We start from the raw sequence: 26,894 nt of genomic DNA, 5'->3' as shown, positions 1-26,894 counted from the left end.
TGTCCCGGTCGCTGTTTCGCGCTTTGCGCGAAAGGCGCGCTACTTTGGGGTGGGTGGGGGACGGGGTTGTTGCGGTGACTTGTCCCCTTCGCTGTTTCGCGGCTTTGCCGCGGAAAGCGCGACACTTTGGGATGGGTGGGATATATGGTCGACGCGCCACTCTGTTCTGGACGTATTTCTGCTGCGTTCCCCCCGCCATAAATTACCCTCGGCATACTTGCGCGAATACTCGCTCGTGCTACACTTGCAATTGCTGTTTCAGGGCGGGGTGAAATTCCCCACTGGCGGTAAATCGGGCGGTGTCAAAGGGGCGCCGTGGCGCAGGCGAGATGCCTGCGACCGAGCCGATGAGTCCGCGACCCGTGTGTGCGTTGGTTTGCATGCCGGCTGAACTGGTGAGATCCCAGTACCAACGGTTAGAGTCCGGATGAAAGAGGCAGGTGATCTTATGTCTGAACAGTCGCAGCATATCCATTTTGAGAACACGAATAGGTGGAGCACCAAACAGCTCGTTACCATGGCGCTGATGTGTGCCTTGAGCGCATTGTTTATGTATGTGCAGCTACCCATCCTTCCTTCGGCGCCGTTTTTGACGTATGACCCGTCGCTGGTGCCGGCGATGGTGTGTGGGTTTGCGTATGGTCCTGGTGCCGGTACCGCTGTTGCCGCTATGGCTATCGTTATCCATGCGCTCACCACGGGTGACTGGGTCGGCGCGCTTATGAACTTGGTTGCCACGCTGGGCTATATTCTCCCCGCGGCTATCGTCTACCAGAAGATGCACACCTATAAGGGTGCCGTGATTGGCCTGGTGCTCGGCGTCATTGCCGCTACAGCGCTGTCTATGGTCGCAAACCTTACCATTGGCGTTTGGTTCTGGTATGGCTCGGTCGATGTGATCGCCCCACTCATGATTCCTGCCGTGCTGCCGTTCAACCTTATCAAGACCGTGCTTAACTCGGTGTTGACGCTGGCGGTGTATAAAGCAGTCTCCAACCTCATCACGCCTAAAAAGGACCAGGTCAAAGGCCGCGCATGATTGAGTGTCGGGGCGTTTCCTTTAGCTATGACGGTGCTGCACCGGCGCTCGATGGCATCGATTTGAGCATTAAGGACGGCGAGTTTTTCTGCATCCTCGGCGGAAACGGATCGGGCAAGTCGACGTTTGCCAAGCATTTGAACGCGCTACTGCAGCCCGATGCGGGAACGGTGTGCGTCAACGGCATGGACGCGTCCGATCCCGAGCTGGTCTACGACATTCGCTCGACCGCGGGCATGGTGTTTCAGAATCCCGACGACCAGCTCGTGGCGACGCTTGTCGAGGACGATGTTGCCTTTGGTCCCGAGAACTTAGGGATGGAATCCGCCCAGATCGCACAGCGCGTGCGCGAGGCGCTGAAGGCCGTGGGTCTGGTGGGCTTTGAGCGCCACGAGACCCATGCACTTTCGGGTGGCCAAAAGCAGCGCGTGGCGCTTGCCGGCGTGCTCGCCATGGAACCGCGCGTGCTCATATTGGACGAGGCTTCTTCGATGCTCGATCCGCGTGGACACAAGGGCCTCATGAAGGCTTGCCACGCGTTGCACGATCGCGGCATGACCATCATGATGATTACGCACTTTATGGAAGAGGCCTCCGAGGCCGATCGTGTCGCGGTGTTTCGGGCGGGGCGCGTTGCCATGCTCGGTACGCCCGAGGAAATCTTGACGCGGGCGGACGAACTTGCGCAGCTCAATCTGGATATGCCAGCGTCGTGCTGCTTGGGCATGGAGCTTCGTGCGAAGGGCGTGCCCGTTCATGCGCAGGTGCGCGAGGTGGATATGGTCGCCGAGATTGCGCAGACTTATGCCGAGCGAAGTGGGGCAGGCACCGTGGGGCAGTCTTCCGCACCCCAATCGGAAATCGTTGGCGGTACGGTTTCGGCAAGCAACGAAGATGACGTACCAGAGCCCGTCATCGAACTATCCCATGTTTCGTATAGCTATTCGCTGAGCGCCCGCGAGCGTCGTCGCTGGCGCAAGCGTTCGGCTGTCGCGGACAAATCGAACAAACAAGCCCTTTGGGGAAACGACCCCAGCAGCCCGTGGGCGCTGCGCGATGTTTCGCTGACGGTGCGCCGCGGCGAGTTCCTGGGCCTTGCGGGTCATACCGGTTCGGGTAAGTCGACGCTGGTCCAGCATCTCAACGGTTTGATTCGCCCCCAGGAGGGATCCGTTCGCGCGCTGGGGCTCGATCTGTCAAACAAGAAAGACGCCGCCGCGGTTAAGGCAAAGGTCGGCGTGGTGTTTCAATATCCCGAGCGTCAGCTGTTTGCCGAAACCGTGGCGCAGGACGTGGCGTTTGGTCCGCACAACCTTGGCTTGCCGCAAGATGAAGTCGACCGTCGTGTCGAGTCATCGCTCTCGCGCGTGGGCCTCGACCTTTCCACGGTCGGCGACAAGAGCCCCTTTGAGCTTTCGGGCGGCCAGCAGCGCCGCGTGGCGTTTGCCGGCGTGCTTGCCATGGAACCCGAGGTCCTGGTGCTCGATGAACCCATGGCGGGGCTCGATCCGGCTGCGCGCAGGGATTTCCTTGAGCTTATCGATCGACTTCACCGTGATGGCCTGACCGTTGTCATGGTTTCGCACAGCATGGATGACCTGGCCAATTGCTGCGACCGTATCGTCGTAATGAACGAAGGCGCGGTGTTTGCCGAGGGAACCCCCGAGCAGGTGTTTGCGCATGCCGATGAGCTCAAGTCGATCGGCTTGGGCGTACCTGCTGCTCAGCGCATGGCGTTGGCGCTCGCGGAAGCGGGCGTGCCGCTGCGTCGCGGCGGGCTCTATACGGTTGAGTCGTTGGCCGACGAGTTGGCAGATTTGCTGATCGGTCGCTCGGACGGTTCTTCTAACGTCTCGGACAAGGCCAAATCCGAAACGGTCACGCGAGAGGAGGGTTGCTGATGGAGGCGTTTTCGTTTGGCAGCTACTATCCCGGCGATAGTGCAATCCACCGCCTGGACCCGCGAACCAAGTTGCTCTTGGGCTTTGTGTTTCTGATCACGACGCTCACGGTCAGTGGCTTCCGCGGACTGGCTCCGGTCGCATTCTTTGTCGTGCTGGTCTATGTTGTGGCTCGGGTGCCGCTGCGTCGCGTTCTATCGTCGATGGCACCGCTGCTGGCGATCGTCGCGGTGGTCGCGGTGCTCAACTTGTTTACCGATCAGAGCGGGCGCATCCTGTGGCAGCTCGGCTTTCTGCAGATAAGCGAGGGTTCGCTGCATTCCGCCGCCTTTATGACGTGCCGCCTGACCCTGATGATGGCCGGTATGAGCGCTATTACGCTCGCCACGCCGACGCTCGACCTCACCGCGGGCTTTGAGCGTCTGCTCGCACCGTTCGCGCGTGTGGGGCTTCCGGCACACGAGCTTGGCATGATTATGGGCATCGCGCTGCGGTTTATGCCGCAATTTGCCACCGAAATAAAACAGACGGCCGATGCGCAGGCCAGCCGCGGCGCGCGCGTGACGGGCGGTCCGCTCGGCGGTGTGCGCATGCTCGGCAGTGTGGCGATTCCGCTGTTCACCGGCGTGTTCCGTCATGCCGAGACGTTGTCTGCCGCCATGGATGCCCGTTGCTATCATGGCGAGCAGGGCCGCACACGTCTGCATGCGCTTGCATTTGGCCGCGGCGATGCGTTGGCGGCGGTGGTGACGGCGTTGCTGCTCATCTGCGTCATCGTCATCAATCTTCAACTTGTTTAGGCGTGATTTGAGCGCAAGAAAGGGGTCCCTATGACCGACAACGACCGCACGGCTCAGCTTGAGCGCGTCTGTTTGTATCTCAGGCGCATTCCGGCGTGGTATCTTGCCACGACCGATGTGGCCGACGGACATCAGCCCCGCGTGAGGCCGTTTTCGTTTGCCATGGTCGATGACGGCAAACTGTGGTTTTGCACGTCGCGCGACAAGGATGTGTGGGCGGAGCTGAGTGCGAATCCCAAGTTTGAGCTCTCGGGCTGGAAGCCGGGGGAATGTTGGATTGTGTTGACCGGCGAGGCCGCACTTGAGGACGACGCAGTTGCGAGCGACAAGGTGCGTCAAGCGGGTTTTAAGCACATGGTGGGCATCGGCGAGGAACACGAGAGTGCCAACGACGGCCGCCTTGCTTTCTTTTCGGTCCGCAACATTGCCGCGCGCTTCTGCGATATCGACGGCAGCGAAGAGCGTCTGGAGCTCTAGCTCACACAAACCAGGCTTCCGGGGTAGTTAATTTGGGACGGGGCTATTTTAGCTACCCCCATATGCCAGTTGACAATTATCCTGGCCAAATAATTCATTGGCAGTTAAGGGGTAGCTAAAATAGCCCCGTCCCAAATTACCTACCCATCTCAAATTAGCTAGTGGCAGGAGGAACCGTGGACGGATTGAATACGGTACTGGAGTATCTGACGTCGGTGCCGGCGTGGTATCTGGCGACGAGTGTGGACGGGCAGCCGCATGTGCGTCCGTTCTCGTTTGCACAGATTCAGGACGGCAAGCTGTGGTTTGTAACGGCGCGTACTAAAGATGTGTGGCAAGAGCTGCTGCAAAATCAGCGTTTTGAGGCCACGAGTTGGTGGCCGGGCCATGGTTGGTTGATCTTGCGCGGGCGTGCGGGTCTGGATGACCAGGCCGCTCCCGATATGCGCGAGGCAGGATGGAAACATCTTGAGCGCTTGAGCGAGCACTATGAGGGGCCTAACGACCCCACGCTCGTCTTCTTTAGCGTCGAGGATCCCGAGGCGTATATCTGCAACCACGATGAATGGGTGCCGGTCGAGCTGTAGTCAGGCTAGCTCATCTTAACAACTTAGTATCCGCATGGGCGGGCCCCGTATTGCCCGGCGCCGTAAGGAGTGCCGGTCAATACGGGGCCCGCTCCAATTTGTCAATTCCTTCAAGCAAATATGTCGGGCGTGTTTCAATGCATGAAGACGCAAACTATTTACGTAAATATGTATTCTCTGGTGCTAAAGTTTCAACCTACCTCATAACGACGACTGCGGAATGCGCATCGGTGCCTACATCGCAGACAAGGAGTCTGAAATGTCTTTGAAGGTTGGAATCGTCGGTGCGGCGGGATACGCCGGAGCCGAGCTTATTCGCCTCATTCTCGGCCATCCCGAGTTTGAGCTTGTTGCCATTACGTCCAACGCCGATGCTGGCCAGCCGCTGTCCGCGGTGTACCCGAGCTTTGCTGGCATAAGCGATCTGGTTTTTACCACGCATGACGCCCCCGAGCTCAAGAACTGTGACGCGGTCTTTCTTGCCGTGCCGCACACTGCCGCCATGGCACAGGTGCCTGCGCTGCTCGCCGCGGGAGTCTCCTGCATTGACCTCTCGGCCGACTACCGCCTGAACGATCCGGTCACCTTTGAGGCCTGGTATGCCGCCGAGCACACGAGCCCCGAGCTGCTCAAGACCCGTGCCTTTGGTCTGCCCGAGCTGTTCTGCCAGGACTTGGAGACCGCCGCATCCGACCATGCCGACGGCAAACCCGTGCTGGTCGCCTGTGCCGGTTGCTATCCCACCGCAACGAGCCTTGCCGCCGCGCCCGCCGTGCGCGCCGGCTGGGTTGCCCAGAGTGGCCCCGTGATCGTTGACGCTATCAGCGGTGTGACGGGTGCCGGTAAGTCCTGTAACGCCCGTACGCATTTTTGCAGCGCGGACGAAAACCTGGAGGCCTATGGCGTGGGCAAGCACCGTCACACGCCCGAAATTGAGCAGATCTTGGGCCTAACCGATCGCGTCGTCTTTACCCCGCACCTGGCACCGCTCAAGCGCGGTCTACTCTCTACGGTAACGATGCCGCTTACGCCACAGGCTATCGATACCTTGACCCGTGAGAACGTTGTCGACCATTACAAGCAGTTCTACGCCGGTCGCACCTTCGTGCGTGTACTCGATGCCGGTCAGCAGCCCAAGACGGCTTCGGTCGTCGGCACCAACGCCGCCCAGATCGGCCTCGCGCTCAACAAGCGCGCGGGCGTGCTGGTGGCGACGGGCGCCATCGACAATCTGTGTAAGGGTGCAGCAGGCCAGGCGGTCCAGTGCGCCAATATCGTCTTTGGTTTTGACGAGCGACGAGGCTTGCCCACAGTGGCGTGCCCGGTGTAGCACATTCGATTGTTAACGATTTGGTAGTCGGGCATCGAGTGGGGCGCCACTCTTAAGCTGGTTTCATGATCACGACTGGCATGGCGCACCAACCGATGTCCGTTTTTTGTTTGACATAAGGAGTCATAAAGACGATGAATACCGAGCTGTTTGATATCAAGATTCGCGCTATCGAGGGTGGCGTTACGGCTGCGGCTGGTTTTAAAGCCGCAGGCATCCACGCTGGGTTCCGCAAGAATCCCGAGCGCCTGGATTACGCCCTCGTCGTGCCCGATAAACCCTGTCCCGGTGCCGGCGTGTTTACCACCAATCGCTTTTGCGCGGCGCCCGTGCAGGTGAGCCGTGCCAACCTGGGCGGTGCCGACAAGGGCTACGGCATCATCGCCGGCGTTTCGGTCAACTCTGGCAATGCCAACGCCGCCACGGGTGAGACCGGCCTTGCATGCGCGCGCGAGACGTGCAGCATCGCATCGCAGGTCATCGGCTGCGAGCCCCAGCAGATTCTAGTTGCCTCAACGGGTGTGATTGGCCAGATTCTGCCGATCGACACGTTTGAGGCCGCCATTCCTGCTGCCTACGAGGCGCTCTCCGCCCACGGTGGCGCCGATGCCGCTCGCGCCATCATGACGACCGACACGCACTCTAAGGAGTACGCCGTGTCCTACGTCAGTGAGGCTGCGGGTCATGAGGACAATGTCTATACGGTAGGAGGAATGTGCAAGGGCTCGGGCATGATCATGCCCAACATGGCCACCATGATCGCGGTCATCACTACCGATGCTCCCGTTGAGCCGGCGGCACTTCATGCCCTGCTGCTCTCGACCGTCAAACAGACCTTTAACAAGGTAACGGTCGATTCCGACACCTCGACCAACGACACCTGCATCATGCTTGCCTCCGGCGCCGCCGCAGATGCCGAGCCTATCGTCGAGGGCTCCGATGCCTTTGACGAGTTGGCATTTGCCGTGCACGAGGTGTGCGAGAGCCTGGCGCGCAATATCGCCGCCGACGGCGAGGGCGCATCCAAGCTTGTTACGGTCAACGTTACCGGCGCCGTGAACGACGAGGAGGCCGATATCGCCGCTCGTGCCGTTGCCAACTCGCCGCTCGTTAAAACCTGCATCGCCGGCCACGACTGCAACTGGGGCCGCGTTGCCATGGCGCTCGGCAAGTGCGGCGTGCGGTTTAACCAGGAAGACGTTTCAATCGACATGATGGGTATGCCCGTTTGCCGCGATGGCCTGACTGTTCCCTTTGACGAGGACGAGGCCTTGCGACGTTTCGAGGCGCCCGAGATCGTGATTTCGGCCGACCTGGGCGCAGGCGACGCGGCAACGACCGTGTGGACCTGCGACCTCACGCATGAGTACATCTCCATCAACGGCGACTACCGTTCCTAGACTCCCGATGTGCCGCGCGTCCCGCTGCAATCGCGGGCAACGAGGTGCGGCGCGATTGCTACACGAAAGACGAGGCAGACTATGAAGTTCGCACGCGATTGTCGCTCGAGCGAATCCAACGAAGTTACCGCGCAGCTGCTGTTCGAGGCGCTGCCGTGGATTAAGAATCTGACCGGTAAGACGGTCGTTATCAAGTACGGTGGCGCCGCCATGGTCGACGAGCAGCTGCGTCGTGACGTGATGAGCGACATCGTCCTGCTCAAGATCATCGGCATGCGCCCTGTTATCGTGCACGGTGGCGGCAAGGCCATCAACGAGGCGCTCAGCCACTATGACATCCCCGTCGAGTTTAAGAACGGCCAGCGTGTGACCACGCCTGCCACCATGGATATCGTGCGCGAGGTGCTGGGCGGTAAGGTCAACCAGGAGCTGGTCGCGGCGCTCAACCACCATGGCAACCTGGCCGTGGGCGTGTCGGGCAGCGACGCCGGTACCCTTATCGCCGAGCCACTCGACCCAGAGCTCGGCCGCGTAGGCAAGGTCACGCACGTCAACACCGACTATATCGAGCGTTTGCTCGACAGCGAGTACATTCCCGTTATCGCCACGGTCGCGGCGGGGGAGGACGGTGGCTTCTTCAACATCAACGCCGATACCGCCGCCGGTGCCGTTGCGGCAGCGCTCCACGCGCACAAGGCGATTTTCTTGACCGACGTCGACGGCCTGTACAAGGACTTTAGCGACAAGGATTCACTTATCTCCAACCTGACGCTCGACGAGGTTAATGAGATGCTCTACGGCGGCGAGGTCGATAAGGGCATGGTCCCCAAGCTTCGTGCGGCTGTCGACGCGCTTACCGCTGGCGTGTTCCGAGCCCACATCATCAACGGCACGACGCCGCATTCGCTGCTGCTGGAGCTGCTGACCGATGCCGGCGTCGGCACCGTGATTCATTCCACCGAGACGGCTTACGAGTTCGATACGCATCCGCATCCGCTTTCGACGTTTGCTGCGCGTCTGACCGAGAACCTCGACGAGGTCGAGAAGCTTCAGACGGTCTAGCTGGCCCGCAGTTGTCGCGTCCCTGCATCCATAGCCCTGCGCCGTACGGCGCCCAACGAAAGGCATCCCATGTCACTTGCAACTCAACAATCGCTCGAATCCCATTACGTTATGCATACCTTTGGTCGCTCGCCGGTCGAGTTTGTCGAGGGCCACGGCATGCAGCTCATCGGCGACGATGGCCGTGAGTATCTTGACTTTCTCGCTGGCATCGGCGTGTGCAGCCTGGGTCATGGCGACCCGGCTGTGCTCTCGGCGCTCGAGGCTCAGACCAAAAAGCTTCTGCATGTGTCTAACTACTTTTACATCGAGCAGCGTGGCCAGGTCGCGGCGCTGCTGTCCAAGCTTGCTAACGACGACGTAGATGGTGCGCGCGTGCTTGCCGATGCCATTGCCGCCGGCGATGAGACAACAGCAGCTGCTCTTGGTGCCCCGGCTGCGGACGAGCAGGTGTGGGAGACCTTCTTTGCCAACTCCGGCGCCGAGGCCAACGAGGGCTCGATGAAGCTTGCGCGCCTGTACGCCAAGCGTGCCGGTAACGGCGGCAACACTATCGTGTGCATGCGCGGCGGCTTCCACGGCCGTACGCTCGAGACCATTGCCGCCACCATGCAGGATTGGCTGCAGGATAGTTTCCGCCCGCTGCCGGGTGGCTTTGTGGCCTGCACGCCCAACGATGTCGATGAACTGCGTGCAATCTTTGAGCAGCTGGGAAGCGAAATTTGTGCCGTGATGCTCGAGCCGATCCAGGGTGAGAGTGGCGTGCACCCCATGACCGAGGAGTTTATGGCGGCGGCGCGCGACCTAGCACGCGAAGTGGGCGCCGTGCTTATCGCCGACGAGGTCCAGTGCGGTCTGTTCCGCTCCGGCAAACCGTTCGCTTACCAGACCTATGGCGTGGAGCCCGACATCATGAGTCTTGCCAAGGGCATCGCCGACGGCGTTCCTATGGGCGCCGTGGTGGCAAAGAAAGAGATCGCCGACGTGTTTAAGCCCGGCGATCACGGTTCGACCTTTGGCGGTAGCTGCTTGGCCATCGCGGCGTGCGCCGCGACGCTCTCCGCGCTCGTGCGCGGCGATTATGCCGACCATGCTGCCAAGGTAGGCGCCTATATGGAGGCAAAGCTCGCCAAGTTACCGCACGTTACCGAGGTGCGCGGTCGCGGCTTGATGCTCGGCTGCGACTTGGATGACGCAGCAGGCGATGCGCATGATATTGTTGCCCGCGCGTTGGCCGCCGGTGCCGTGATTAACGCTACGGGTGCCCATACGCTGCGTTTCCTGCCGCCGCTCGTCTGCGAGGAAGCCGACGTGGATGGTCTGATCGAGATTCTGTCGGGTGTCTTGGGCTAACGCGGCGCAATAACTCAATTTGGACCGGGTTCCGGACTGCGGGTGTGCCATATGCGGCACGATTCAACGGTCTGGAGCCCGTTTTGCCTTAGATTTGCTAAGGCAGGGAGACCTGCTGGTCAAAAAACATCAAATATGAGTAATGTTACCGATTTGGTAGCAGCAATTTTGGACTAATAAGGCCAGATAGCAAGTCGAAATGGCGATGAATGCACGATTTTGATCCAATTGTTAGTCCCTATAATGGACATATGTTGCATAACTTAAGCAAAAACTATCTTTTTATATGTTGCAAACAAAGTAGCAGTACTCATATTTGCCGTTTTTTGACCACAGCCTTTGTGACAGACGTGCTGGCGGGTTCGAATCCCTCTGCACTGGGCCCAAAAAAGAAAGGCCCCCATCGCTGGGAGCCTTTTCAATCAAGTGGTGGGCGATGAGGGATGTCGCGTGCGGCTTCGCCGCCCGCTTCCGCTTCGGGCCTGCGGCCCTCGCGTGCTACGTTGGAAAACGCTTACGCGTTTCCTCAGCTCCGCACCCTTGCGGGTTCGAATCCCTCTGCGATGGGCCTGAAAAAGGAAAGGCCCCCATAGCTGGGAGCCTATCAAATCGCTGGTGGGCGATGAGGGATTCGAACCCCCAGCCTTGTGCGTGTAAAGCACCTGCGCTAACCGTTGCGCCAATCGCCCGTGCGGAGAGAGAGTATAGCAAAACAATTGCCTCATTCACCTCATATCCATTAAAGGTAACTGGCGCGTGTCACAGCGGAGCTGATTCAGTTGAGATTGCCTGAACATTCCGCCCCTCTTTACGCCCTCGGGTATACTCAAAAGCTACTGATTCGATTTGATGCCCAGCAACAGCAGAGGGGATAGTATATGTGCGGTTTTGTCGGTTTTGTCGGTGGGACGGATAGCCAATCCGGGGTGCTCACCAAGATGATGGACCGCATCGTCCATCGCGGTCCCGACATGGGCGGTCAGTTTATCGACGGCCGCGTTGCCCTCGGCTTCCGCCGCCTGTCGATCCTCGACCTGACCGAGGCTGGCGCCCAACCCATGGCCAACGAGGACGGTAGCGTCGTTATCGTCTTTAACGGCGAGATCTACAACTTCCAAGAACTCCGTTCCGAGCTCGAGGCCAAGGGCTACAAGTTCCACTGCGGCGCCGACACCGAGAGCCTCCTGCACGGCTACGAGGAGTGGGGCGAGGCCGTCCTCGATCGCCTGCGCGGTATGTACGCCTTCGTCATCTGGGACAAAAAGAAGAACAAGCTTTTTGGCGCCCGCGACATCTTTGGCATCAAGCCGCTCTACTACTATCCCATGGCCGATGCGGGCGACGGCGCTCCGGGCGTGCTCTTTGGTTCCGAGATCAAGAGCTTCCTGGACTACCCGCACTTCCACAAGGCGGTCAACAAAAAGGCCCTGCGTCCGTACATGACGCTGCAGTATTCGGCAACCGAGGAGACCTTCTTCGAGGGTGTCTACAAGCTGCCGCCGGCGCACTACTTTACCGTAGACATCCCGACCGGCAAGATGAACATCGAGCGCTATTGGGATTGCGATTACTCTGCCGTCGAGAAGCCGTTCGAAGAGTATGTTGATGAGCTGGATGAGGTCGTGCACGAGAGCGTCGAGGCCCATCGCATCGCCGACGTCAAGGTCGCTTCGTTCCTTTCCGGCGGCGTCGACTCCAGCTATATTGCCGCTTGTCTCATGCCCGACAAGACCTTCTCGGTGGGCTTTGATTACAAGAATTTCAACGAGACCAACTATGCCAAGGAGCTTTCCGATAAGCTCGGCGTCGAGAACGTTCGCAAGATGATTACCGCCGACGAGTTCTTCGGTGCGCTCGAGGACATCCAGTATCATATGGACGAGCCGCAGTCCAACCTGTCTTCCGTGCCGCTGTGGTTCTTGGCCGAGATGGCCCGCAAGGACGTCACCGTCGTGCTTTCGGGCGAAGGTGCCGACGAGCTCTTTGGCGGCTACGCCTACTACGAGGACACGGTTCCGGTTCGCAAGTACAAAAAGATGGTGCCGCTGCCCATCCGTCGCGCGCTCGGAAACCTGGCGTTGCACATGCCGTACTTCAAGGGCCACAACTTCCTGGTCAAGGGTGCCGAGATCCCCGAGAAGTCGTTCCTGGGACAGGCTCTGGTATGGCCGGAGCGCGAGGTCGACGGCGTGCTCAAGCCCGAGTACAACACCGGCGATGGCGCCTTCGAGCTTGCCGCTCCCATCTATGCGCGCGTGAAGGGTCAGCCCGAGCTGGTCAAGAAGCAGTACCTGGACATGAACATGTGGCTCCCGGGCGACATTCTGCTCAAGGCCGACAAGATGTGCATGGCACATTCGCTGGAGCTGCGCGTGCCCTTCTTGGACCGCAAAGTCATGGAGTTCGCCGAGCACATTCCCGACCGCTACCGCATCAACGAGAACGGCAACAAACAGGTACTCCGCCACGCTGCCAACAAGTCGTTGCCCGATGAGTGGGCCACCCGTCCCAAGGTGGGCTTCCCGGTGCCGATTGTCTACTGGCTGCGTGAGCAAAAGTGGTACGACTATGTCAAGGAGTACTTCACCGCGCCGTGGGCAAGCGAGTTCTTCGATACCGACGAGCTCATGCACCTGCTCGATCTGCACTTTGCGGGCAAGGGCGATTTCCAGCGCAAGATCTATACGCCGCTCGTGTTCCTGGTGTGGTACAAGCGCTTCTTTATCGACGAGGACCAGCCCGCTGTTCAGGCTGCCTAGCCTCGGCTTACGAACGCCTGCACGTAACGGCTCCTCCGGGAGCCGTTTTTGCGTGGGTGCGTTTCAGTTACTATAAAAACCGTCCCTGCAAAATGGCTGAGAAAGGTGAAAGATGCACCACTCGGATTCCGCGACCGTGATCACGGTCGATACGCTTGCCAAGCTTCTCGATGTGTGCGGCGAGCTGCGCGCATCAGAGCAGGTTGACGAGCGTGCCGTGACCGGCTGCTCGTTTGATTCGCGCGCGGTCTCGGCAGGTGACGTGTTCTTTTGCAAAGGTGCTGCCTTTAAGCCCGCGTTTTTGAGCATGGCGCTCGATGCGGGCGCCGTCGCATTTGTGTGCGAGGAGTCGCTGGTCGAGTCTCTGGAGCCGCTGGCGCAGGAGAACGGCGCGGCGATGCTGGTCGTGGACAGCGTGCGCACGGCTATGGCCCTGTTGCCGCCGGAGGTCTACGACCGTCCCGACCACGACGTCAAGATCGTGGGCATCACTGGTACTAAGGGAAAGACCACGGCCGCTTTTATGCTCCAGTCCATCATCAAGGCGGCGGGCGAGTCCTGCGGCATGATCGGCTCGGTGAGTACCGACGATGGTATCGAGTGCTACGAGAGCACCAACACCACGCCCGAGGCCCCCGAGGTCTGGCGCCATATCGCCAACTGCCGCACGTCCGGTCGCCAGTCCATGGTCATGGAGGTCTCGAGCCAGGCGCTCAAGTACCAGCGCGTCGAGAACTTGCCGTTTGACGTGGCGTGCTTCCTCAACATCGGCCGCGACCACATCTCGCCGATCGAACATCCCACGTTTGAGGATTATTTTGAGAGCAAACTCAGGATCTTTGACCAGGCAAAGACCGCCGTGGTGAATCTGGGCACCGAAGAGGTTGACCGTGTGCTGGAGGCAGCGTCGACGGCCGAGCACTTGGTGACCGTTGGCGTCGAGCATCCCGAGGCAAGCCTGTGGGCGAGCGACGTGCGCATGGTCGGCTTTAGCATCGAGTTCAACTTGCATGGCCTGTGTGCCGGTGAGTCCGAGGCGGGGGAGAAGGTCCTGCTGGGCATCGCGGGCGACTTTAACGTGGAGAACGCGCTGGTCGCTATCGCCGCCGCGCGCGAGATTGGCATCGGTATCGATGCCATCAAGAAGGGCCTCTCCAAACTGCGTGTGCCGGGTCGCATGGAGGTCGTGGAGTCGAAGGACGGCCGCGTGATTTGTGTCGTTGACTACGCGCACAACCAGCTTTCGTTCCGCTCGCTTTTCTCGTCGGTGAAGCGCGCGTTTCCCGTCAGCCCGGTCATCGCAGTGTTTGGTGCTGCTGGCGGCAAGGCGCAGGAGCGCCGCGAGCAGCTTCCGCGCGAGGCCGCACCATATTCCGACCTGATGATCTTTGCCAACGAGGACCCGGCTTACGAGGACCCGATGAAGGTCTGTCGCGAGCTTGCCGAACATGTTCCCGACGATACGCCGAACAAGATTATCCTCGATCGCGAAGCCGCTGTGCATGCGGCGTTCAAGGCGGCGCGCGAGGAGTACGTCAACCCCGATGCTCCCACCATTGTTTTGCTGCTGGCAAAGGGTGACGAGGAGCTCATGCACGTGGGCGACGAGTTCGTGCCCATCGAGAGCGACCTTTCACTGGCCAATCGCCTGATCGATGTTACCCAGTTTGACTAATGAACCATGATGGCGGCGGCGCCCTGAGTGCGCTGTCGCTGCAAGCGCGTTTCCCCTCAAGCGAGGCGCGCCGCCTAAGACCAGAAGCCCCTTCTACGTAATGGAGTAACCATGTCCCACAACACCCTGCCGACCGTTGCCGAGCTTTCGGGCGAGATGCGCGAGCGCTTGGCCAAGGTTAAGTACGTCTTTACCGACCTGGACGCCACCATGCTCGCGCCCGGCTCGTGCGTGCTGCGCGACAACGACGGCAACCCCTCGACCAAACTCGTCGAGGCCGTCGTGGCGCTCGCTCGCGCTGGTATTCAGGTGGTTCCCACCTCGGGCCGCAACCGTACCATGATCCACGAGGACGCTCGCGTGCTCGGCCTCAACTCCTACATTGGTGAGATGGGCGGCCTGGTCATGTACGACCTCAAAGCCAACGATTGGGAGTATCTGACCGGCGACATGCCTTACGACCCCGCCTGCGGCCTTACTCCGCACCAGGTGATCGAGCAGACCGGCGTGTGCGAGAAGATCCTTGCTCGCTGGCCGCACAAGATCGAGTACCACAACGACATGTCGACCGGCTACAAATACCGTGAGGTCACCGTCGGCATGCGTGGCGACATTCCCGATGATGAGGCCCAGGCCATTCTCGACGAGGCCGGCTGCGGTCTGGTCTGGGCCTGCAATGGCCACCTGACGCATCTGTCCAAGCCGACGACGCTCGAGCTCGATCGCGTCGAGGACGGTCGCGCCTTTAACATCAACCCGGCGGGTCTCGACAAGGGCGTGGCGGTCGCGCGCTTCTGCGAGCACCTAGGGATCGAGCGCGAGGAGACGCTCGCGCTCGGCGATTCCGAGTCCGATTTCTACATGGCCGACCACGTGGGCACGTTCTGCCTGGTCGAGAACGGTCTGACCAGCGCCGGCGCGCCCGAGTTCCTGGACGCCTGCGACAACGCCTTTGTCACCCGCGGCAAGATTGTCGACGGCTGGGTGGCAACGGCTGAGCTGCTTGTTGCGGCCCGTTCATAGCGCGACGCATCACGCGTGGCCGCATTTTTCGAGAGAGAATCTGGTGAGGTAATGTCCGATATCGAGAATCTGGCCGGGGACACGCGCCCCATCGGCGTGTTCGACTCGGGCCTGGGCGGCCTGACGGTCGCACGGGCAATTGCCACGGCGCTTCCGCACGAGTCTGTTTACTACTTTGGCGATACTAAGCGCTGCCCTTACGGCACTCGCACCGAGGATGAGGTGCGCTCGTTTGCGCTGCAGGCGGGGCGCTGGCTTTCGAGGCACGACGTCAAGATTATGGTCATCGCCTGCAACACGGCAACGGCCGCGGCGTTGCGTCTGGCCCAGCAGGTGCTCGACGTTCCTGTGATCGGCGTGATCGCGCCGGGCGCGCGTGCGGCCATCAACAGCACCCGCACGCGCCGCGTGGGCGTGCTCGCCACTAACCTCACCATCCGTTCGGGTGCCTACACGCGCGCCATCCAAGACCTGGATGCCGGCGTGGACGTGTACGGCTGCCCTGCCTCGAGTTTTGTCGAGGTCGTCGAGCACGAGCTCGCGTCGGGTGCGCACCTGCAGGAGCAGTGGCTCGAGAACGAGGATATCTTTGATACGCCTGCCGTGCGCGCGCTGGTCGGCGCCACGGTTGAGCCGCTGCGCGACCACGGTATCGATACCGTGGTGCTCGGCTGCACGCATTTTCCGCTGTTGGTGGGACCTATCCGCCATGCGCTGGGGCCTGGGGTGCGCGTCGTGAGTTCCGCCGAGGAGACCACGCGCGAGCTGACCGATATCCTCACGCGCCGCGAGCAGCTGGCGGGCGACGCCGCCGAGCCGCAGCATCGTTTTGCCACGACGGCCGATAACATTGCTGAGTTTGCGGTGGCGGGCAGCTTTATCTTTGGACAGCCGCTCAAGAGCATAGAACATATCGATATCGATGAGCTGAAATAGATGTAAGGCCACCGACCAAAGGCTCACTTTCACCTTTTGCCGAAAGGATATTTCTATGGAGTACATGCAGGTCAACCGCGCCAACGGCCGCGCCGCCGATGAGCTGCGCCCCGTTAAGCTCACCCGTGGCGTCATGAAGCACGCCCACGGCTCGTGTTTGGCCGAGTTCGGCGACACGCGCGTGCTGTGCGCCGCTACTATCGAGGAGGGCGTGCCGGGCTGGCGCAAGGGCGCCAAGGCCGGTTGGGTAACGGCGGAGTACGCCATGCTACCGGCATCGACCGGCAAGCGCTGCAAGCGCGAGCACGCCAACCGCAAAGGCCGCTCCATGGAGATCGAGCGCCTCATTGGCCGTAGCCTGCGTACCGTCGTCAACATGAAGGCGCTCGGCGAGTACACCGTCACCGTCGACTGCGACGTGATCCAGGCCGATGGTGGTACACGTACGGCAAGCATTACCGGCGCCTGGGTGGCGCTGCACGACGCCCTCGCCATGTGGGTCGAGGCAGGCAAGATCGAGCGCATCCCGCTTACCGGCCAGGTGGCTGCCATCTCCATGGGCGTTGTCGACGGCAATACGCTGCTTGACCTCGATTATTCCGAGGACAGCCATGCCGAGGTCGACATGAACCTCGTCGCCACCGACACCGGTGAGATGATCGAGCTCCAGGGCACCGGCGAGCAGGCGCCCTTCGACCGCAAACGCCTCAACGCCCTGCTCGACCTGGGCGACAAGGGTATCGCCGAGCTCATCGAGCTCCAGCGCCAAGCCCTCGCCTAACCTGCCAAAAAGGGACAGGTTTATTTTGGTAGGTTTTATCTGCGGAGACGTCTAGACACAAGACTGCCGTTGATTGAGAGGGGAGAGGCCGAGGCCTCGTCGTCCTCAACACGGCATTGCTATAGAGACAAGGAGACCACTCATGGCACTTGAGAAGATCGACATCGACACCCTCGACCCGGCGGCGACCATCGTCGTGGCAACGGGCAACGCCCATAAGCTCACCGAGATCGAGGCCATTTTGGGCAAGGTCATGCCCGAGGTGCGCTTTGTGGCGCTCGGCCAGCTGGGCGATTTTGAGGACCCCGAGGAAAACGGCACGACGTTTTTGGAGAACGCCATCATCAAGGCGCAGGCTGCCGTCGAAGAGACGGGGCTCATGGCCATTGCCGACGATTCGGGCCTGGTCGTTGACGCGCTGGACGGTGAGCCCGGTGTGTATAGCGCGCGCTACGCGGGTGTTCACGGCGACGATGCCGCCAACAATGCCAAGCTGCTCGTTAACCTGGAAGGTGTGGCGGACGAGGACCGCACCGCGCGCTTTATGAGCGTCGTTGCGCTTATCGACACGGACGGTTTGGTCACCTATGGTGAGGGCGCCTGCGAGGGCGTTATCGCACACGAGGGCCGGGGCGATCACGGCTTTGGCTACGATCCGCTGTTCCTGCCGGTCGACACGCCGGGCAAGACCATGGCTGAGCTGACGGCGGACGAGAAGAACGCCATCAGTCATCGTTTCCACGCGCTTGAGCATCTGTCCGCCAAACTGACGGGCGAGGAGTAGGCTGTGCGTGCGGTGGTGCAGCGCGTGCTCAACGCCGGCGTGACGGTCGACGGCAAGTGCGTGGGCAAAATTGGGAGCGGCTATCTGGTGCTGCTGGGCGTGGGCCACGGCGACACGCGCGCCGAGGCCGATAAGCTGTGGGGCAAGCTCCGCGGCTTGCGCATCAACGAGGACGAGAACGGCAAGACTAACTTGGCACTTGCCGATGTCGACGGCGAGGTGCTCGTGGTGTCGCAGTTCACGCTGTTCGCCGATTGCCGTCACGGCCGCCGCCCATCGTTTACGGATGCCGGCGCGCCCGATGTCGCCAACGAGCTTTACGAGTACTTTTTGACGCTCGTTGCCCAAGATGTCGAGCACGTGGCACATGGCATCTTTGGCGCCGACATGAAGGTCGACCTGGTCAACGATGGCCCGTTCACCATCGTCCTGGACACGGACAACCTTTAGGTTACTCGGTTTTACCAAACCGCGTAACAACTGGTCATGCGAGGTTGTCGTCTGGTACGTATTTGGGACGGGGCTTATTTAGCTACTTGCGTATGGTGGCAGCAGGGTGCTATAGTATTAGAGTTTTGTCTATCTTAGGGGTATTATCCCCTTTTTGAATTGCACCTTCTGGAGGCCCTGTTCATGGAAGAGATGGAAGTCAATCACGTCGACGACATCCACGAGAAGCTGACCGATATGGTGGGCGATCGCGTCAAGGTTAAGGCCAACATGGGCCGCACCCGCGTCGTCGAGCGCATGGGCACCATCAAGAGCGTCCACCCCGCCGTCTTTATCGTCGAGGTTGACGAGCGTCGCGGCCGCAAGTCGCGTCAGTCTTATCAGTATATCGATGTCCTCACCGGTCAGGTTGAGCTGTTCGACCCCGAGAGCGGCGAGCATATCTTTACCCCGCTCGGCAATCAGCTCGAGGAGCATTAACGGTGACCGATCGGTCCCTGACTCTTTCCGCGCCGGCAAAGATTAACCTCTACCTAGGGGTTCATACCGAGCGCGATGACCGCGGCTACCACAGGGTCGATTCCCTGATGGCAGCTATCGGTCTTTCCGATACCGTGACGGTCACGCCGGCACAGGCGCTGACCGTCCAGACGGTTCCGGCATCAGATTTTCCCATGCAAAAGAATACGGCGTATCGGGCTGCGGTTGCTATGGCCGAGCATTATGGTCGCGAGGCAAACATCTACGTGACGATTGAGAAGCACATTCCATTGTGCGCCGGCTTGGGCGGCCCCTCGACGGATGCGGCCGCGGTCATTGTCGCCTTGGCGGAGCTCTGGGGAATTGACCGCACCGATTCCGCGCTCGACGATATTGCGCGGGGCATTGGTGCTGACGTCCCGTTCTTTTTGCACGCGAGCCCTGCGTTCTACGTGGGTGGGGGAGACGTGCTGGCAACCGAGTACCCCGTGCTGCCCGCGACACCCGTCGTGCTGGTCAAGCCGCGGGAGGCGAGCGTTTCGACAATTGAAGCCTATCGACGTTTTGACGAGGCCCCGGTGCCTGCGGACAAGCCCGGCGCGATGGCTTCTGCCTTGCGTGCTGGTGATGCCGAGACGGCATATGCGCTCATCCATAACAACCTGGGTGTCATTTCCGCACAGATGGAGCCGCAGATTCAAACGGTTCTCGATTGGCTGCATAAACAGGACGGCGCCGTTGCTGTAGATGTGTGCGGATCGGGCGCCTGCTCGTTTGCCATGTGCGACACCGCCGCCACGGCCGAAAGGCTTGCCGGCGCTGCCCAGCAAAATGGCTGGTGGGCCTGCGCAACGGAGCTCATTTCCAACACGGTTCAGATCGACGCGCCAAAGAAATAAAAAATTATCTAGCACGTGGCGGAAATCTTTGTTACTATAGTCGAGCTAACGGGTTGTGGCTCAGTTTGGTAGAGCACTGCGTTCGGGACGCAGGGGTCGCTGGTTCAAATCCAGTCAACCCGACCAGAGCATGAGGAGGGACCGCTTCTTGCGGTCCCTTTTTTTAGCTATTGTTGTGATACCGCGATACCCGCGGTATACTCATTCGAGCTTGTCTCGCTGTATTGTGGAGGTCTACATGTTTGGACTGAGGGCTCCTGAGCTCATCATTATTCTCGTCGTTGTCCTGATCATCTTCGGGCCTAAGAACCTGCCGAAGCTCGGCAAGTCCCTCGGCTCTACCGTCAAGAATATCCGCGAGGGTATGGAGGGCGACGATAAGGCCGAGACCAAGCAGGCCGAGGAGGTCGTGGTCGAGCAGTCCGAGGAGGACAAGGAGATCGCTGAGCTCGAGGCCAAGCTCGCTGCTGCCAAGAAGAAGCAGGCAGAGGACAGCGACGCGGACGCAGAGTAGTCCCATCCCTTTGGGGTGAGCACCTGACCGGCTTGCCCGCAGGCTAGCCGGTCTTTTTCGTTTTGTTGACAGTTGATTGTTTGATCAGAGTTGGGGAGATATCCGTATGGACGCAAGCCAGATCGTACTGACCGCTGAGGGTCGCCAGAAGCTCGTCGAGGAGCTCGCTTGGCGTGAGGGCGATTACGCCAAGGAGATCGTCGAGGACATCAAGGAAGCCCGCGCGTTCGGCGACCTTTCGGAGAACTCCGAGTACGATGCCGCCAAGGACAAGCAGGCCCAGAACGCCGCTCGTATTGCCGAGATCCAGGCCATCCTCGCCAATGCTCAGGTTGCTGCCACCACGGGCGATCTGACCGTCTCCATCGGTTCCACCGTTTCTCTGATTGATCCCAACGGTGAGGTCATGGAAGTCACGCTCGTCGGTACCACCGAGACCAACTCGCTCGAGCACAAGATTTCCAACGAGTCTCCGGTTGGCCATGCCATCATCGGTCACGGCGAGGGCGACTCCGTCGAGGTCGTTACGCCTTCCGGCAAGACTCGCGTCTACACCATCGCCAAGATCGCACGCTAGACCACGGTCCCGCGTAAAGCTATGTTTTCGCTCCCTGGGACCGAATCCTGGGGAGCGTTTTAATTTGAGGAGCTAACTTATGGCAGAGAACCAGAACGCCGCCGATCAGGCATCGACGCTCAACGACGAGCGCGCCACCCGCCTGGCCAAGCGCGCCGCCCTGTTCGAGGCGGGCCAGAACCCCTATCCCGAGCACTCTGAGCTTGAGGACTACGTCGCCGATATCGAGGCTAAGTACGCCGGGCTTGCCGATGGCGAGGACACCGAGGACGTCGTGAAGATCGCCGGCCGCGTGGTCGCCAAGCGCGGTCAGGGCAAGATCATGTTCATCGTCGTGCGCGATGCGACTGCCGAGATTCAGCTGTTCTGTCGCATCAACGACATGGACGAGGCTACCTGGAATACGCTCAAGGCCCTCGACCTAGGTGACATCCTGGGCGTGACCGGCGTGGTCGTGCGCACCCAGCGCGGCCAGCTTTCCGTCGCCCCCAAGAGCGCGGCCCTGCTTTCCAAGGCCGTTCGCCCGCTGCCCGAGAAGTTCCACGGTCTTTCCGACAAGGAGACCCGCTATCGTCAGCGCTATGTTGACCTGATCGCCAACGACGACGTTCGCGAGACCTTCCGCAAGCGCTCGCAGATTCTCTCCACCTTCCGCCGCTTTATGGAGGCCGACGGCTACATGGAGGTCGAGACCCCGATCCTGCAGACCATCCAGGGCGGCGCCACGGCTAAGCCGTTCATCACGCACTTTAACGCGCTCGATCAGGAGTGCTACCTGCGTATCGCTACCGAGTTGCACCTCAAGCGCTGTATCGTCGGCGGTTTTGAGCGCGTGTTCGAGATCGGCCGTATCTTCCGTAACGAGGGCATGGACCTTACCCACAACCCCGAGTTCACCACGATGGAGGCCTACCGCGCCTTCTCCGACCTCGAGGACATGAAGGCGCTTGCCCAGGGCGTCATCAAGGCGGCCAACAAAGCCATCGGCAACCCCGAGGTCATCGAGTACCAGGGCCAGACCATCGACCTTTCTGGTGAGTGGGTCAGCCGTCCCATGACCGACATCGTCTCCGATGTGCTCGGCAAGCAGGTCACCATCGATACGCCGGTCGAGGAGCTTGCTGCCGCCGCGCGCGAGAAGGGCCTGGAGGTTAAGCCCGAGTGGACCGCCGGCAAGATTATCGCCGAGATCTACGATGAGCTGGGCGAGGACACCATCGTCAACCCCACGTTCGTGTGCGATTACCCCATCGAGGTCAGCCCGCTTGCCAAGCGCTTTGAGGACGACCCGCGCCTGACGCACCGCTTTGAGCTGGTTATTGCCGGTCATGAGTACGCCAACGCATTCTCCGAGCTCAACGACCCGGTCGACCAGGCTGAGCGCTTTGCCGCCCAGATGGCCGAGAAGGCCGGCGGCGACGATGAGGCCATGGAGTATGACGAAGACTACGTGCGCGCCCTCGAGTACGGTATGCCTCCCGCGGGCGGCATCGGCATCGGTATCGACCGCGTGGTCATGCTGCTTACCAACCAGGCTTCCATCCGCGACGTGCTGCTGTTCCCGCACATGAAGCCCGAGAAGGGTTTCCAGTCCGGTGCCGCTGCCGCCAAGGCTGCCGAGGCCGGCAACGCCGCGAGCCCGTTCGTCAAGCCGCTCAAGCCCACGGTTGATTATTCCAAGATTGCCGTTGAGCCGCTGTTTGAGGAGTTCGTCGACTTTGATACCTTCTCCAAGAGCGACTTCCGCGCCGTGAAGGTCAAGGCATGCGAGGCCGTCAAGAAGTCCAAGAAGCTGCTGAACTTTACGCTCGACGACGGCACCGGCACCGACCGTACCATCCTCTCCGGCATTCATGGCTACTATGAGCCCGAGGACCTGGTCGGCAAGACGCTGCTCGCCATCACCAATCTGCCTCCGCGCAAGATGATGGGCATCCCCAGCTGCGGCATGCTCATCAGTGCCATCCACGAGGAGGAGGGCGAGGAGCGCCTCAACCTGATCCAGCTCGACGCCTCCATCCCCGCCGGCGCAAAGATGTATTAAGAGTTACGCGGTTCTACGAACCGCGTAACCAGTTGACGCTGCGCGCCGCCCAGGGCGACAATTTATCATTCAAAAGGCAAGGCATGACCAGAAGGTCTACGCCTTGCCTTTTTCATGCCAACTTGTTCGCCCTGGACGTCGCTCGCTCTGTTGGTCCCATTACATCGGCGTTGCCATTGTTGTTGAGTAGTCGTTGGGGACGTTCTTAAACGACTGGTTATTTAAGAACGTCCAACGACTACAACGCACGAGAGTGGATAATCTCCCACTTTTGGCGCGTATGCGGACTTAAAACGGGAGATTATCCACTCTCGTGGAATGGGTGTCCGATAATCCACGCTCGTTGGGCCGATGCGGGCGCATCTGCCGTCCTGCGCGAATGACTCGGCATCTTCATAAACCCAACGCTTACGAAGCGCATGCGTTTCGTGCTAGGCTGGTTCCACCACATAAGTAGTCGCAGACGCACGTAACACGGGCGGGCGAGATGAAGTCCCAACAGCTCCATCTCGCCCGCCCGTTTTTGTTGGCGGCGCCGCGACGCAACACAGAGAGGAATCTGCCCTTTATGCCTATCAACAAACGAGAGAGCTTGCTGTTCACCTTTATCATGTGCTTTTGCATGGCGCTCTGGATGAGCATCTACAACGTTGCCCTGCAGAATGGGGCCATCAACGGCGAGGTTGTTGCCGCCGCGTGGCTCGGCTTCCCCGTTGCCTACATTTTTACCATGTGCTGCGACTGGTTTGTTGCCAGCCCCCTTGCCAAGGGTTTCGCCTTTAAATTCCTGGTTACGCCAGGCAAGAGCTCGCCGCTTGCCATGACGCTCGCCGTTAGCTCCTGCATGGTCGTTCCTATGGTCATCATCATGTCGCTCTACGGTGCGTGTGAGGGCCTGTTCCACATGCCCGGCGGCCCGCTCGCTAACCTGCAGATGCTGCCGATGATGTGGCTCATCAACATCCCGCGCAACTTTGTCATGGCCCTGCCTTGGAATCTGCTGGTGGCCGGCCCGGTTGCTCGCTATGTCTTCCGTCGAGCCTTCCCCATGGGCACGGTTTTTGAGGAGCAGCATATGGAGCTCGTGCGTATGCCGGGCGCTCCCGCTGCCGATGCAGTCAATGACGTTGCCGAGAGCATGGACGTTGAGCCCGTCTGCTAGACAGCAGCGCAAAACCAAACCGCCAAGCGGACCAGAGCGATTCCTTTTTTGTAGACGTTGTCGCGCGGCTACGGGTGGGAAAGGTCCCAACGGTTAACATATACTCCATATGGGTAAAGAGACCAAAGCGCCGCCACGAGTGGCGCTTTGCGCTTGAAAAACTAGCTCGTCTAAGAGGAACTAGCATGTTAGACCGTTTTACCGATCGCGCGCGCAAGGTCATGTCCATGGCCAAGCAAGAGGCGCTCGATCTTCATTCAAATAAGGTGGGTACCGAGCATCTGCTGCTCGCGCTCGCCAAGGAGGACGAGGGCATTGCCGCCGAGGCGTTGCGTTCGCTCGATATCTCCTCCGATGACATCATGGACACCCTCAAGGAGGTCCAGACTACCGTTCCCGAGTCCAGCGAGGAAACCGAGGCCGCCAAGCTCGCCTTTACGCCGCTCGTCATTAGCGTGATGGAGCGCTCCTTCCGTGTGGCACGCGAGAACAACCAGACCTATGTGTCGACCGAGCACTTGCTCATCGGCATTGTCGAAGAGGGTAACGGCATGGCCATGGACATCCTCATGCGCCTGGGTGTGTCGTCTGCTTCCATCAAGAAGGCCATCGAGAAGCTTACCGCCAAGGACCAGGACAAGAAGCGCCCGCTCGCTGGTGCCGGTGCCGGGCGTCCCGGTGCGGGTCTGCCGTTCTTTAGCGGCTCGGACGCCTCACAGCAAAAGGGGAGCGGCACCGACACGCTCAAGCAGTTCGCCACCAACCTCACGCAGAAGGCGCGCGACGGCAAGCTCGATCCGGTGATTGGTCGCGAAAAAGAAGTCCAGCGCATGATGGAGATCCTTTCGCGCCGCACCAAGAACAACCCGCTTATCCTGGGCGACCCCGGCGTGGGCAAGACGGCCATCGTCGAGGGCCTGGCACAGCAGATCGCCGCCGGTAACGTGCCCGAGAACCTTATGAACCAGAACATCTGGACGCTCGACCTGCCGGGCCTTGTTGCGGGTGCTAAATATCGCGGTGAGTTTGAGGAGCGCCTCAAGAACGTGATCCAGGAGGCGACCGAAGCCGACGACGTCATCCTGTTTATCGACGAGATGCACACCATCATCGGTGCCGGTTCCGCCGAGGGCTCCATCGACGCGAGCTCCATGCTCAAGCCCGTGCTTGCGCGCGGTGCCTTCCAGATTATCGGCGCCACCACGGCCGAGGAATTCCGCAAGTACCTCACCAAGGACCCGGCCTTCGAGCGCCGCTTCCAGACTATCGATGTCGAGGAGCCGAGCGTTGAGGACACGGTCAAGATTCTGACCGCGCTCAAGCCGCGCTACGAGGAGCACCACCATGTGCGCTATACGCAGGGTGCTATCGAGGCCGCCGCGAACCTTTCCAACCGCTACATCCAGGATCGCTTCCTGCCCGATAAGGCCATCGACCTCATCGACGAGGCCGGTGCCCGCGCTCGCATCGCCGCGAATCGCGCGCCCGAGCCGGTGCGCGAGGCCGAGCATCGCATCGAGGAGCTCAAGACCGCCGCGCAGGAGGCCACCGAGAGCGACGACATGAACAAGGCCGCCGAGATCACCGAGCAGCAGAAGGCTGCCGAGATTGAACTCGCCGAGGCCAAGGCTGCCTGGACCGCCGAGCTCGACGCCAGCCCGCTCACCATCGACGTGAGTCAGATTGCCGACATTGTGTCCGTGACTTCGGGCGTGCCGGTTTCCTCGCTCACTGAGAGCGAGAGCCGTCGCCTGCTGCAGACCGAAAGCGTGCTCAAGACCCGCATCATCGGCCAGGACGAGGCTGTCGAGGCCGTCGCCAAGGCAGTGCGCCGCAGCCGTTCGCCGCTCAAGGACCCGCGTCGCCCCGGCGGCAGCTTTATCTTCCTGGGTCCCACCGGCACGGGCAAGACCGAGCTTGCCAAGACGCTCGCCGAGTACCTCTTTGGCAGCAAGGACGCGCTCATCAGCTTTGATATGTCGGAGTTCGGCAGCGAGTTCGAGGTCTCCAAGCTCATCGGTAGCCCTCCGGGTTACGTGGGCCATGACGAGGGCGGCCAGCTCACCAAGGCCGTGCGCCGTCACCCGTACTCGGTTGTGCTGTTCGACGAGATCGAGAAGGCGCACCCCGACATCTTCAACATTCTGTTGCAGGTGCTGGAGGAGGGTCGTCTGACCGATAGCCAGGGCAAGACGGTCGACTTCCGCAACACGGTGATCATCATGACGTCCAACGTGGGCGCCCGCGAGATCGCACAGGATGCGAGCGTTGGCTTTGGCACCACCGGCGAGCAGGGTCTCACGTCGAGTGAGATCCGCGGCCGTGCGATGGGCGAGCTCAAGCGCCTGTTCCGCCCCGAGCTGCTCAACCGTATCGACGACATTGTGGTGTTCCAGAAGCTCTCGGGCGAGAATCTCACCAAGATCGCGTACCTGCTGGTGGACGATCTGCGCCAGCGTCTGATCGCAAACGGCATGAACATCAAGCTCACCGATGCGGCCTACGACAAGATCGTGGCCGAGGGCACTGATCTCACCAACGGCGCACGTCCGCTGCGCCGTGCTATTCAAAAGCTCATCGAGGACCCGCTATCCGAGGAGCTTCTGGCCGGCGAGTGGGGCGAGGGCGATACCGTCCTGTGCGACGTGGCCGATGGCAAGTTTGTCTTTAGCCACGGCAGGGGCGAGATCCCGGCACCGCGTCCGGCGGGCACGCTCGGTGGCGATTCCGCCCCGGCGGCACCGCACATCGGCAACGCCGCGCCTGTGAGCAGTGGCGTGAGCTCGGGCCCCGGCGGCATGATGCAAGCCGGTTCCGGCGCGCTGTAGGGCGTAACAAAAACCTTGTGTCCACGAGGGCGT

At 60.6% G+C, this 26,894-nt stretch carries 23 protein-coding genes, 2 tRNA genes and 1 riboswitch; of the genes, 24 read left to right on the top strand and 1 reads right to left on the bottom strand.

All coding sequences use genetic code 11. The features are described from left to right. The first annotated feature begins 250 nt into the window (after nucleotides 1–250). Nucleotides 251–443, top strand: a riboswitch (FMN riboswitch). A 5-nt stretch (nucleotides 444–448) separates the two neighbouring features. The 9 genes from DW732_RS05200 to DW732_RS05160 all read left to right on the top strand — a co-directional run bounded on the left by DW732_RS05200 (nucleotide 449) and on the right by DW732_RS05160 (nucleotide 9,949). Then, nucleotides 449–1,039: an ECF transporter S component gene (locus DW732_RS05200; protein WP_118098990.1), complete on the top strand. Its 591-nt coding sequence runs from the start codon at nucleotides 449–451 to the stop codon at nucleotides 1,037–1,039. Further along, nucleotides 1,036–2,940 carry an energy-coupling factor transporter ATPase gene (locus DW732_RS05195; RefSeq protein ID WP_118098989.1) on the top strand — a complete coding sequence of 635 codons (1,905 nt, stop codon included), beginning with the start codon at nucleotides 1,036–1,038 and terminating at the stop codon, nucleotides 2,938–2,940. Before DW732_RS05200 ends, DW732_RS05195 begins: the two co-directional genes overlap by 4 nt. Next, nucleotides 2,940–3,740: an energy-coupling factor transporter transmembrane protein EcfT gene (locus DW732_RS05190; RefSeq protein ID WP_118098988.1), complete on the top strand. Its 801-nt coding sequence runs from the start codon at nucleotides 2,940–2,942 to the stop codon at nucleotides 3,738–3,740. The genes DW732_RS05195 and DW732_RS05190 overlap by 1 nt, the downstream gene beginning before the upstream one ends. Nucleotides 3,741–3,770: 30 nt before the next feature. Next, entirely contained in the window at nucleotides 3,771–4,217 is a 447-nt protein-coding gene (locus DW732_RS05185; protein WP_118098987.1) for a pyridoxamine 5'-phosphate oxidase family protein, read from the top strand. A gap of 176 nt (nucleotides 4,218–4,393) precedes the next feature. Further along, the gene (locus tag DW732_RS05180) at nucleotides 4,394–4,804 is read left to right on the top strand and encodes a pyridoxamine 5'-phosphate oxidase family protein (protein ID WP_117743817.1); all 411 of its coding nucleotides are present in this window, start codon (nucleotides 4,394–4,396) and stop codon (nucleotides 4,802–4,804) included. A 259-nt stretch (nucleotides 4,805–5,063) separates the two neighbouring features. Then, the gene (gene argC, locus DW732_RS05175) at nucleotides 5,064–6,134 is read left to right on the top strand and encodes an N-acetyl-gamma-glutamyl-phosphate reductase (protein WP_118098986.1); all 1,071 of its coding nucleotides are present in this window, start codon (nucleotides 5,064–5,066) and stop codon (nucleotides 6,132–6,134) included. Between the two features lie 134 nt (nucleotides 6,135–6,268). Then, entirely contained in the window at nucleotides 6,269–7,534 is a 1,266-nt protein-coding gene (gene argJ, locus DW732_RS05170) for a bifunctional glutamate N-acetyltransferase/amino-acid acetyltransferase ArgJ (protein WP_199569754.1), read from the top strand. Between the two features lie 81 nt (nucleotides 7,535–7,615). Beyond that, nucleotides 7,616–8,596: an acetylglutamate kinase gene (argB, locus tag DW732_RS05165; protein ID WP_118098984.1), complete on the top strand. Its 981-nt coding sequence runs from the start codon at nucleotides 7,616–7,618 to the stop codon at nucleotides 8,594–8,596. A gap of 69 nt (nucleotides 8,597–8,665) precedes the next feature. Further along, nucleotides 8,666–9,949 (top strand): aminotransferase class III-fold pyridoxal phosphate-dependent enzyme, encoded by a 1,284-nt coding sequence (locus tag DW732_RS05160; protein WP_118098983.1) that lies wholly within the window; start codon nucleotides 8,666–8,668, stop codon nucleotides 9,947–9,949. Nucleotides 9,950–10,562: 613 nt separating this feature from the next. On the opposite strand, the gene DW732_RS05155 is transcribed toward DW732_RS05160, so the two are convergent. Beyond that, nucleotides 10,563–10,638 (bottom strand) — tRNA-Val (locus DW732_RS05155). A gap of 189 nt (nucleotides 10,639–10,827) precedes the next feature. Here DW732_RS05155 and asnB point away from each other — a divergent pair. The 15 genes from asnB to DW732_RS05080 all read left to right on the top strand — a co-directional run bounded on the left by asnB (nucleotide 10,828) and on the right by DW732_RS05080 (nucleotide 26,861). Further along, complete coding sequence (gene asnB, locus DW732_RS05150; RefSeq protein WP_118098982.1) at nucleotides 10,828–12,708, top strand: asparagine synthase (glutamine-hydrolyzing); 1,881 nt, start codon at nucleotides 10,828–10,830, stop codon at nucleotides 12,706–12,708. 112 nt (nucleotides 12,709–12,820) lie between these two features. Then, a complete protein-coding gene (locus tag DW732_RS05145) occupies nucleotides 12,821–14,383 on the top strand; it encodes a Mur ligase family protein (protein WP_118098981.1) in 1,563 nt (520 codons plus the stop codon). A gap of 111 nt (nucleotides 14,384–14,494) precedes the next feature. Next, nucleotides 14,495–15,406, top strand: coding sequence for an HAD family hydrolase (locus tag DW732_RS05140; protein WP_117763501.1), 912 nt, complete (start codon nucleotides 14,495–14,497; stop codon nucleotides 15,404–15,406). Between the two features lie 51 nt (nucleotides 15,407–15,457). Continuing rightward, nucleotides 15,458–16,342, top strand: a complete 885-nt coding sequence (gene murI, locus DW732_RS05135; RefSeq protein ID WP_118098980.1) for a glutamate racemase — start codon at nucleotides 15,458–15,460, stop codon at nucleotides 16,340–16,342. A gap of 55 nt (nucleotides 16,343–16,397) precedes the next feature. Further along, nucleotides 16,398–17,123, top strand: coding sequence for a ribonuclease PH (gene rph, locus DW732_RS05130; protein ID WP_117734286.1), 726 nt, complete (start codon nucleotides 16,398–16,400; stop codon nucleotides 17,121–17,123). 142 nt (nucleotides 17,124–17,265) lie between these two features. Beyond that, complete coding sequence (gene rdgB / locus DW732_RS05125; protein ID WP_022094898.1) at nucleotides 17,266–17,907, top strand: RdgB/HAM1 family non-canonical purine NTP pyrophosphatase; 642 nt, start codon at nucleotides 17,266–17,268, stop codon at nucleotides 17,905–17,907. A gap of 3 nt (nucleotides 17,908–17,910) precedes the next feature. Next, complete coding sequence (dtd, locus tag DW732_RS05120; RefSeq protein ID WP_118098979.1) at nucleotides 17,911–18,357, top strand: D-aminoacyl-tRNA deacylase; 447 nt, start codon at nucleotides 17,911–17,913, stop codon at nucleotides 18,355–18,357. Between the two features lie 183 nt (nucleotides 18,358–18,540). After that, complete coding sequence (locus DW732_RS05115; protein WP_006234957.1) at nucleotides 18,541–18,837, top strand: Veg family protein; 297 nt, start codon at nucleotides 18,541–18,543, stop codon at nucleotides 18,835–18,837. A 2-nt stretch (nucleotides 18,838–18,839) separates the two neighbouring features. Next, a complete protein-coding gene (ispE, locus tag DW732_RS05110; protein WP_233539367.1) occupies nucleotides 18,840–19,736 on the top strand; it encodes a 4-(cytidine 5'-diphospho)-2-C-methyl-D-erythritol kinase in 897 nt (298 codons plus the stop codon). A 49-nt stretch (nucleotides 19,737–19,785) separates the two neighbouring features. Beyond that, a tRNA-Pro gene (locus DW732_RS05105) sits at nucleotides 19,786–19,862 on the top strand. Nucleotides 19,863–19,974: 112 nt separating this feature from the next. Continuing rightward, nucleotides 19,975–20,250 (top strand): twin-arginine translocase TatA/TatE family subunit, encoded by a 276-nt coding sequence (gene tatA / locus DW732_RS05100; RefSeq protein WP_022094895.1) that lies wholly within the window; start codon nucleotides 19,975–19,977, stop codon nucleotides 20,248–20,250. Between the two features lie 106 nt (nucleotides 20,251–20,356). Beyond that, nucleotides 20,357–20,827 (top strand): transcription elongation factor GreA, encoded by a 471-nt coding sequence (greA, locus tag DW732_RS05095; RefSeq protein ID WP_006234960.1) that lies wholly within the window; start codon nucleotides 20,357–20,359, stop codon nucleotides 20,825–20,827. A 79-nt stretch (nucleotides 20,828–20,906) separates the two neighbouring features. Continuing rightward, a complete protein-coding gene (gene lysS / locus DW732_RS05090) occupies nucleotides 20,907–22,871 on the top strand; it encodes a lysine--tRNA ligase (RefSeq protein ID WP_118098978.1) in 1,965 nt (654 codons plus the stop codon). A 568-nt stretch (nucleotides 22,872–23,439) separates the two neighbouring features. Next, nucleotides 23,440–24,033 (top strand): DUF2798 domain-containing protein, encoded by a 594-nt coding sequence (locus DW732_RS05085; RefSeq protein ID WP_117743101.1) that lies wholly within the window; start codon nucleotides 23,440–23,442, stop codon nucleotides 24,031–24,033. A 185-nt stretch (nucleotides 24,034–24,218) separates the two neighbouring features. Next, nucleotides 24,219–26,861 (top strand): ATP-dependent Clp protease ATP-binding subunit, encoded by a 2,643-nt coding sequence (locus tag DW732_RS05080; RefSeq protein WP_118098977.1) that lies wholly within the window; start codon nucleotides 24,219–24,221, stop codon nucleotides 26,859–26,861. The last annotated feature ends 33 nt before the right edge of the window (nucleotides 26,862–26,894 follow it).

Source organism: Collinsella sp. AM28-11LB (genome assembly GCF_003469895.1).
Lineage (GTDB): Bacteria > Actinomycetota > Coriobacteriia > Coriobacteriales > Coriobacteriaceae > Collinsella.
The sequence above is the reverse complement of the archived record's forward strand: the minus strand, read 5'-3'. Positions and strand labels throughout refer to the sequence as shown.

Bases quoted from the DNA above. Each gene is read 5' to 3' on its own strand.
- DW732_RS05200 (WP_118098990.1), top strand. From the start codon at position 449: ATGTCTGAACAGTCGCAGCATATCCATTTTGAGAACACGAATAGGTGG.
- DW732_RS05195 (WP_118098989.1), top strand. From the start codon at position 1,036: ATGATTGAGTGTCGGGGCGTTTCCTTTAGCTATGACGGTGCTGCACCG.
- DW732_RS05190 (WP_118098988.1), top strand. From the start codon at position 2,940: ATGGAGGCGTTTTCGTTTGGCAGCTACTATCCCGGCGATAGTGCAATC.
- DW732_RS05185 (WP_118098987.1), top strand. From the start codon at position 3,771: ATGACCGACAACGACCGCACGGCTCAGCTTGAGCGCGTCTGTTTGTAT.
- argC (WP_118098986.1), top strand. From the start codon at position 5,064: ATGTCTTTGAAGGTTGGAATCGTCGGTGCGGCGGGATACGCCGGAGCC.
- argJ (WP_199569754.1), top strand. From the start codon at position 6,269: ATGAATACCGAGCTGTTTGATATCAAGATTCGCGCTATCGAGGGTGGC.
- argB (WP_118098984.1), top strand. From the start codon at position 7,616: ATGAAGTTCGCACGCGATTGTCGCTCGAGCGAATCCAACGAAGTTACC.
- DW732_RS05160 (WP_118098983.1), top strand. From the start codon at position 8,666: ATGTCACTTGCAACTCAACAATCGCTCGAATCCCATTACGTTATGCAT.
- asnB (WP_118098982.1), top strand. From the start codon at position 10,828: ATGTGCGGTTTTGTCGGTTTTGTCGGTGGGACGGATAGCCAATCCGGG.
- DW732_RS05145 (WP_118098981.1), top strand. From the start codon at position 12,821: ATGCACCACTCGGATTCCGCGACCGTGATCACGGTCGATACGCTTGCC.
- DW732_RS05140 (WP_117763501.1), top strand. From the start codon at position 14,495: ATGTCCCACAACACCCTGCCGACCGTTGCCGAGCTTTCGGGCGAGATG.
- murI (WP_118098980.1), top strand. From the start codon at position 15,458: ATGTCCGATATCGAGAATCTGGCCGGGGACACGCGCCCCATCGGCGTG.
- rph (WP_117734286.1), top strand. From the start codon at position 16,398: ATGGAGTACATGCAGGTCAACCGCGCCAACGGCCGCGCCGCCGATGAG.
- rdgB (WP_022094898.1), top strand. From the start codon at position 17,266: ATGGCACTTGAGAAGATCGACATCGACACCCTCGACCCGGCGGCGACC.
- DW732_RS05115 (WP_006234957.1), top strand. From the start codon at position 18,541: ATGGAAGAGATGGAAGTCAATCACGTCGACGACATCCACGAGAAGCTG.
- tatA (WP_022094895.1), top strand. From the start codon at position 19,975: ATGTTTGGACTGAGGGCTCCTGAGCTCATCATTATTCTCGTCGTTGTC.
- greA (WP_006234960.1), top strand. From the start codon at position 20,357: ATGGACGCAAGCCAGATCGTACTGACCGCTGAGGGTCGCCAGAAGCTC.
- lysS (WP_118098978.1), top strand. From the start codon at position 20,907: ATGGCAGAGAACCAGAACGCCGCCGATCAGGCATCGACGCTCAACGAC.
- DW732_RS05085 (WP_117743101.1), top strand. From the start codon at position 23,440: ATGCCTATCAACAAACGAGAGAGCTTGCTGTTCACCTTTATCATGTGC.
- DW732_RS05080 (WP_118098977.1), top strand. From the start codon at position 24,219: ATGTTAGACCGTTTTACCGATCGCGCGCGCAAGGTCATGTCCATGGCC.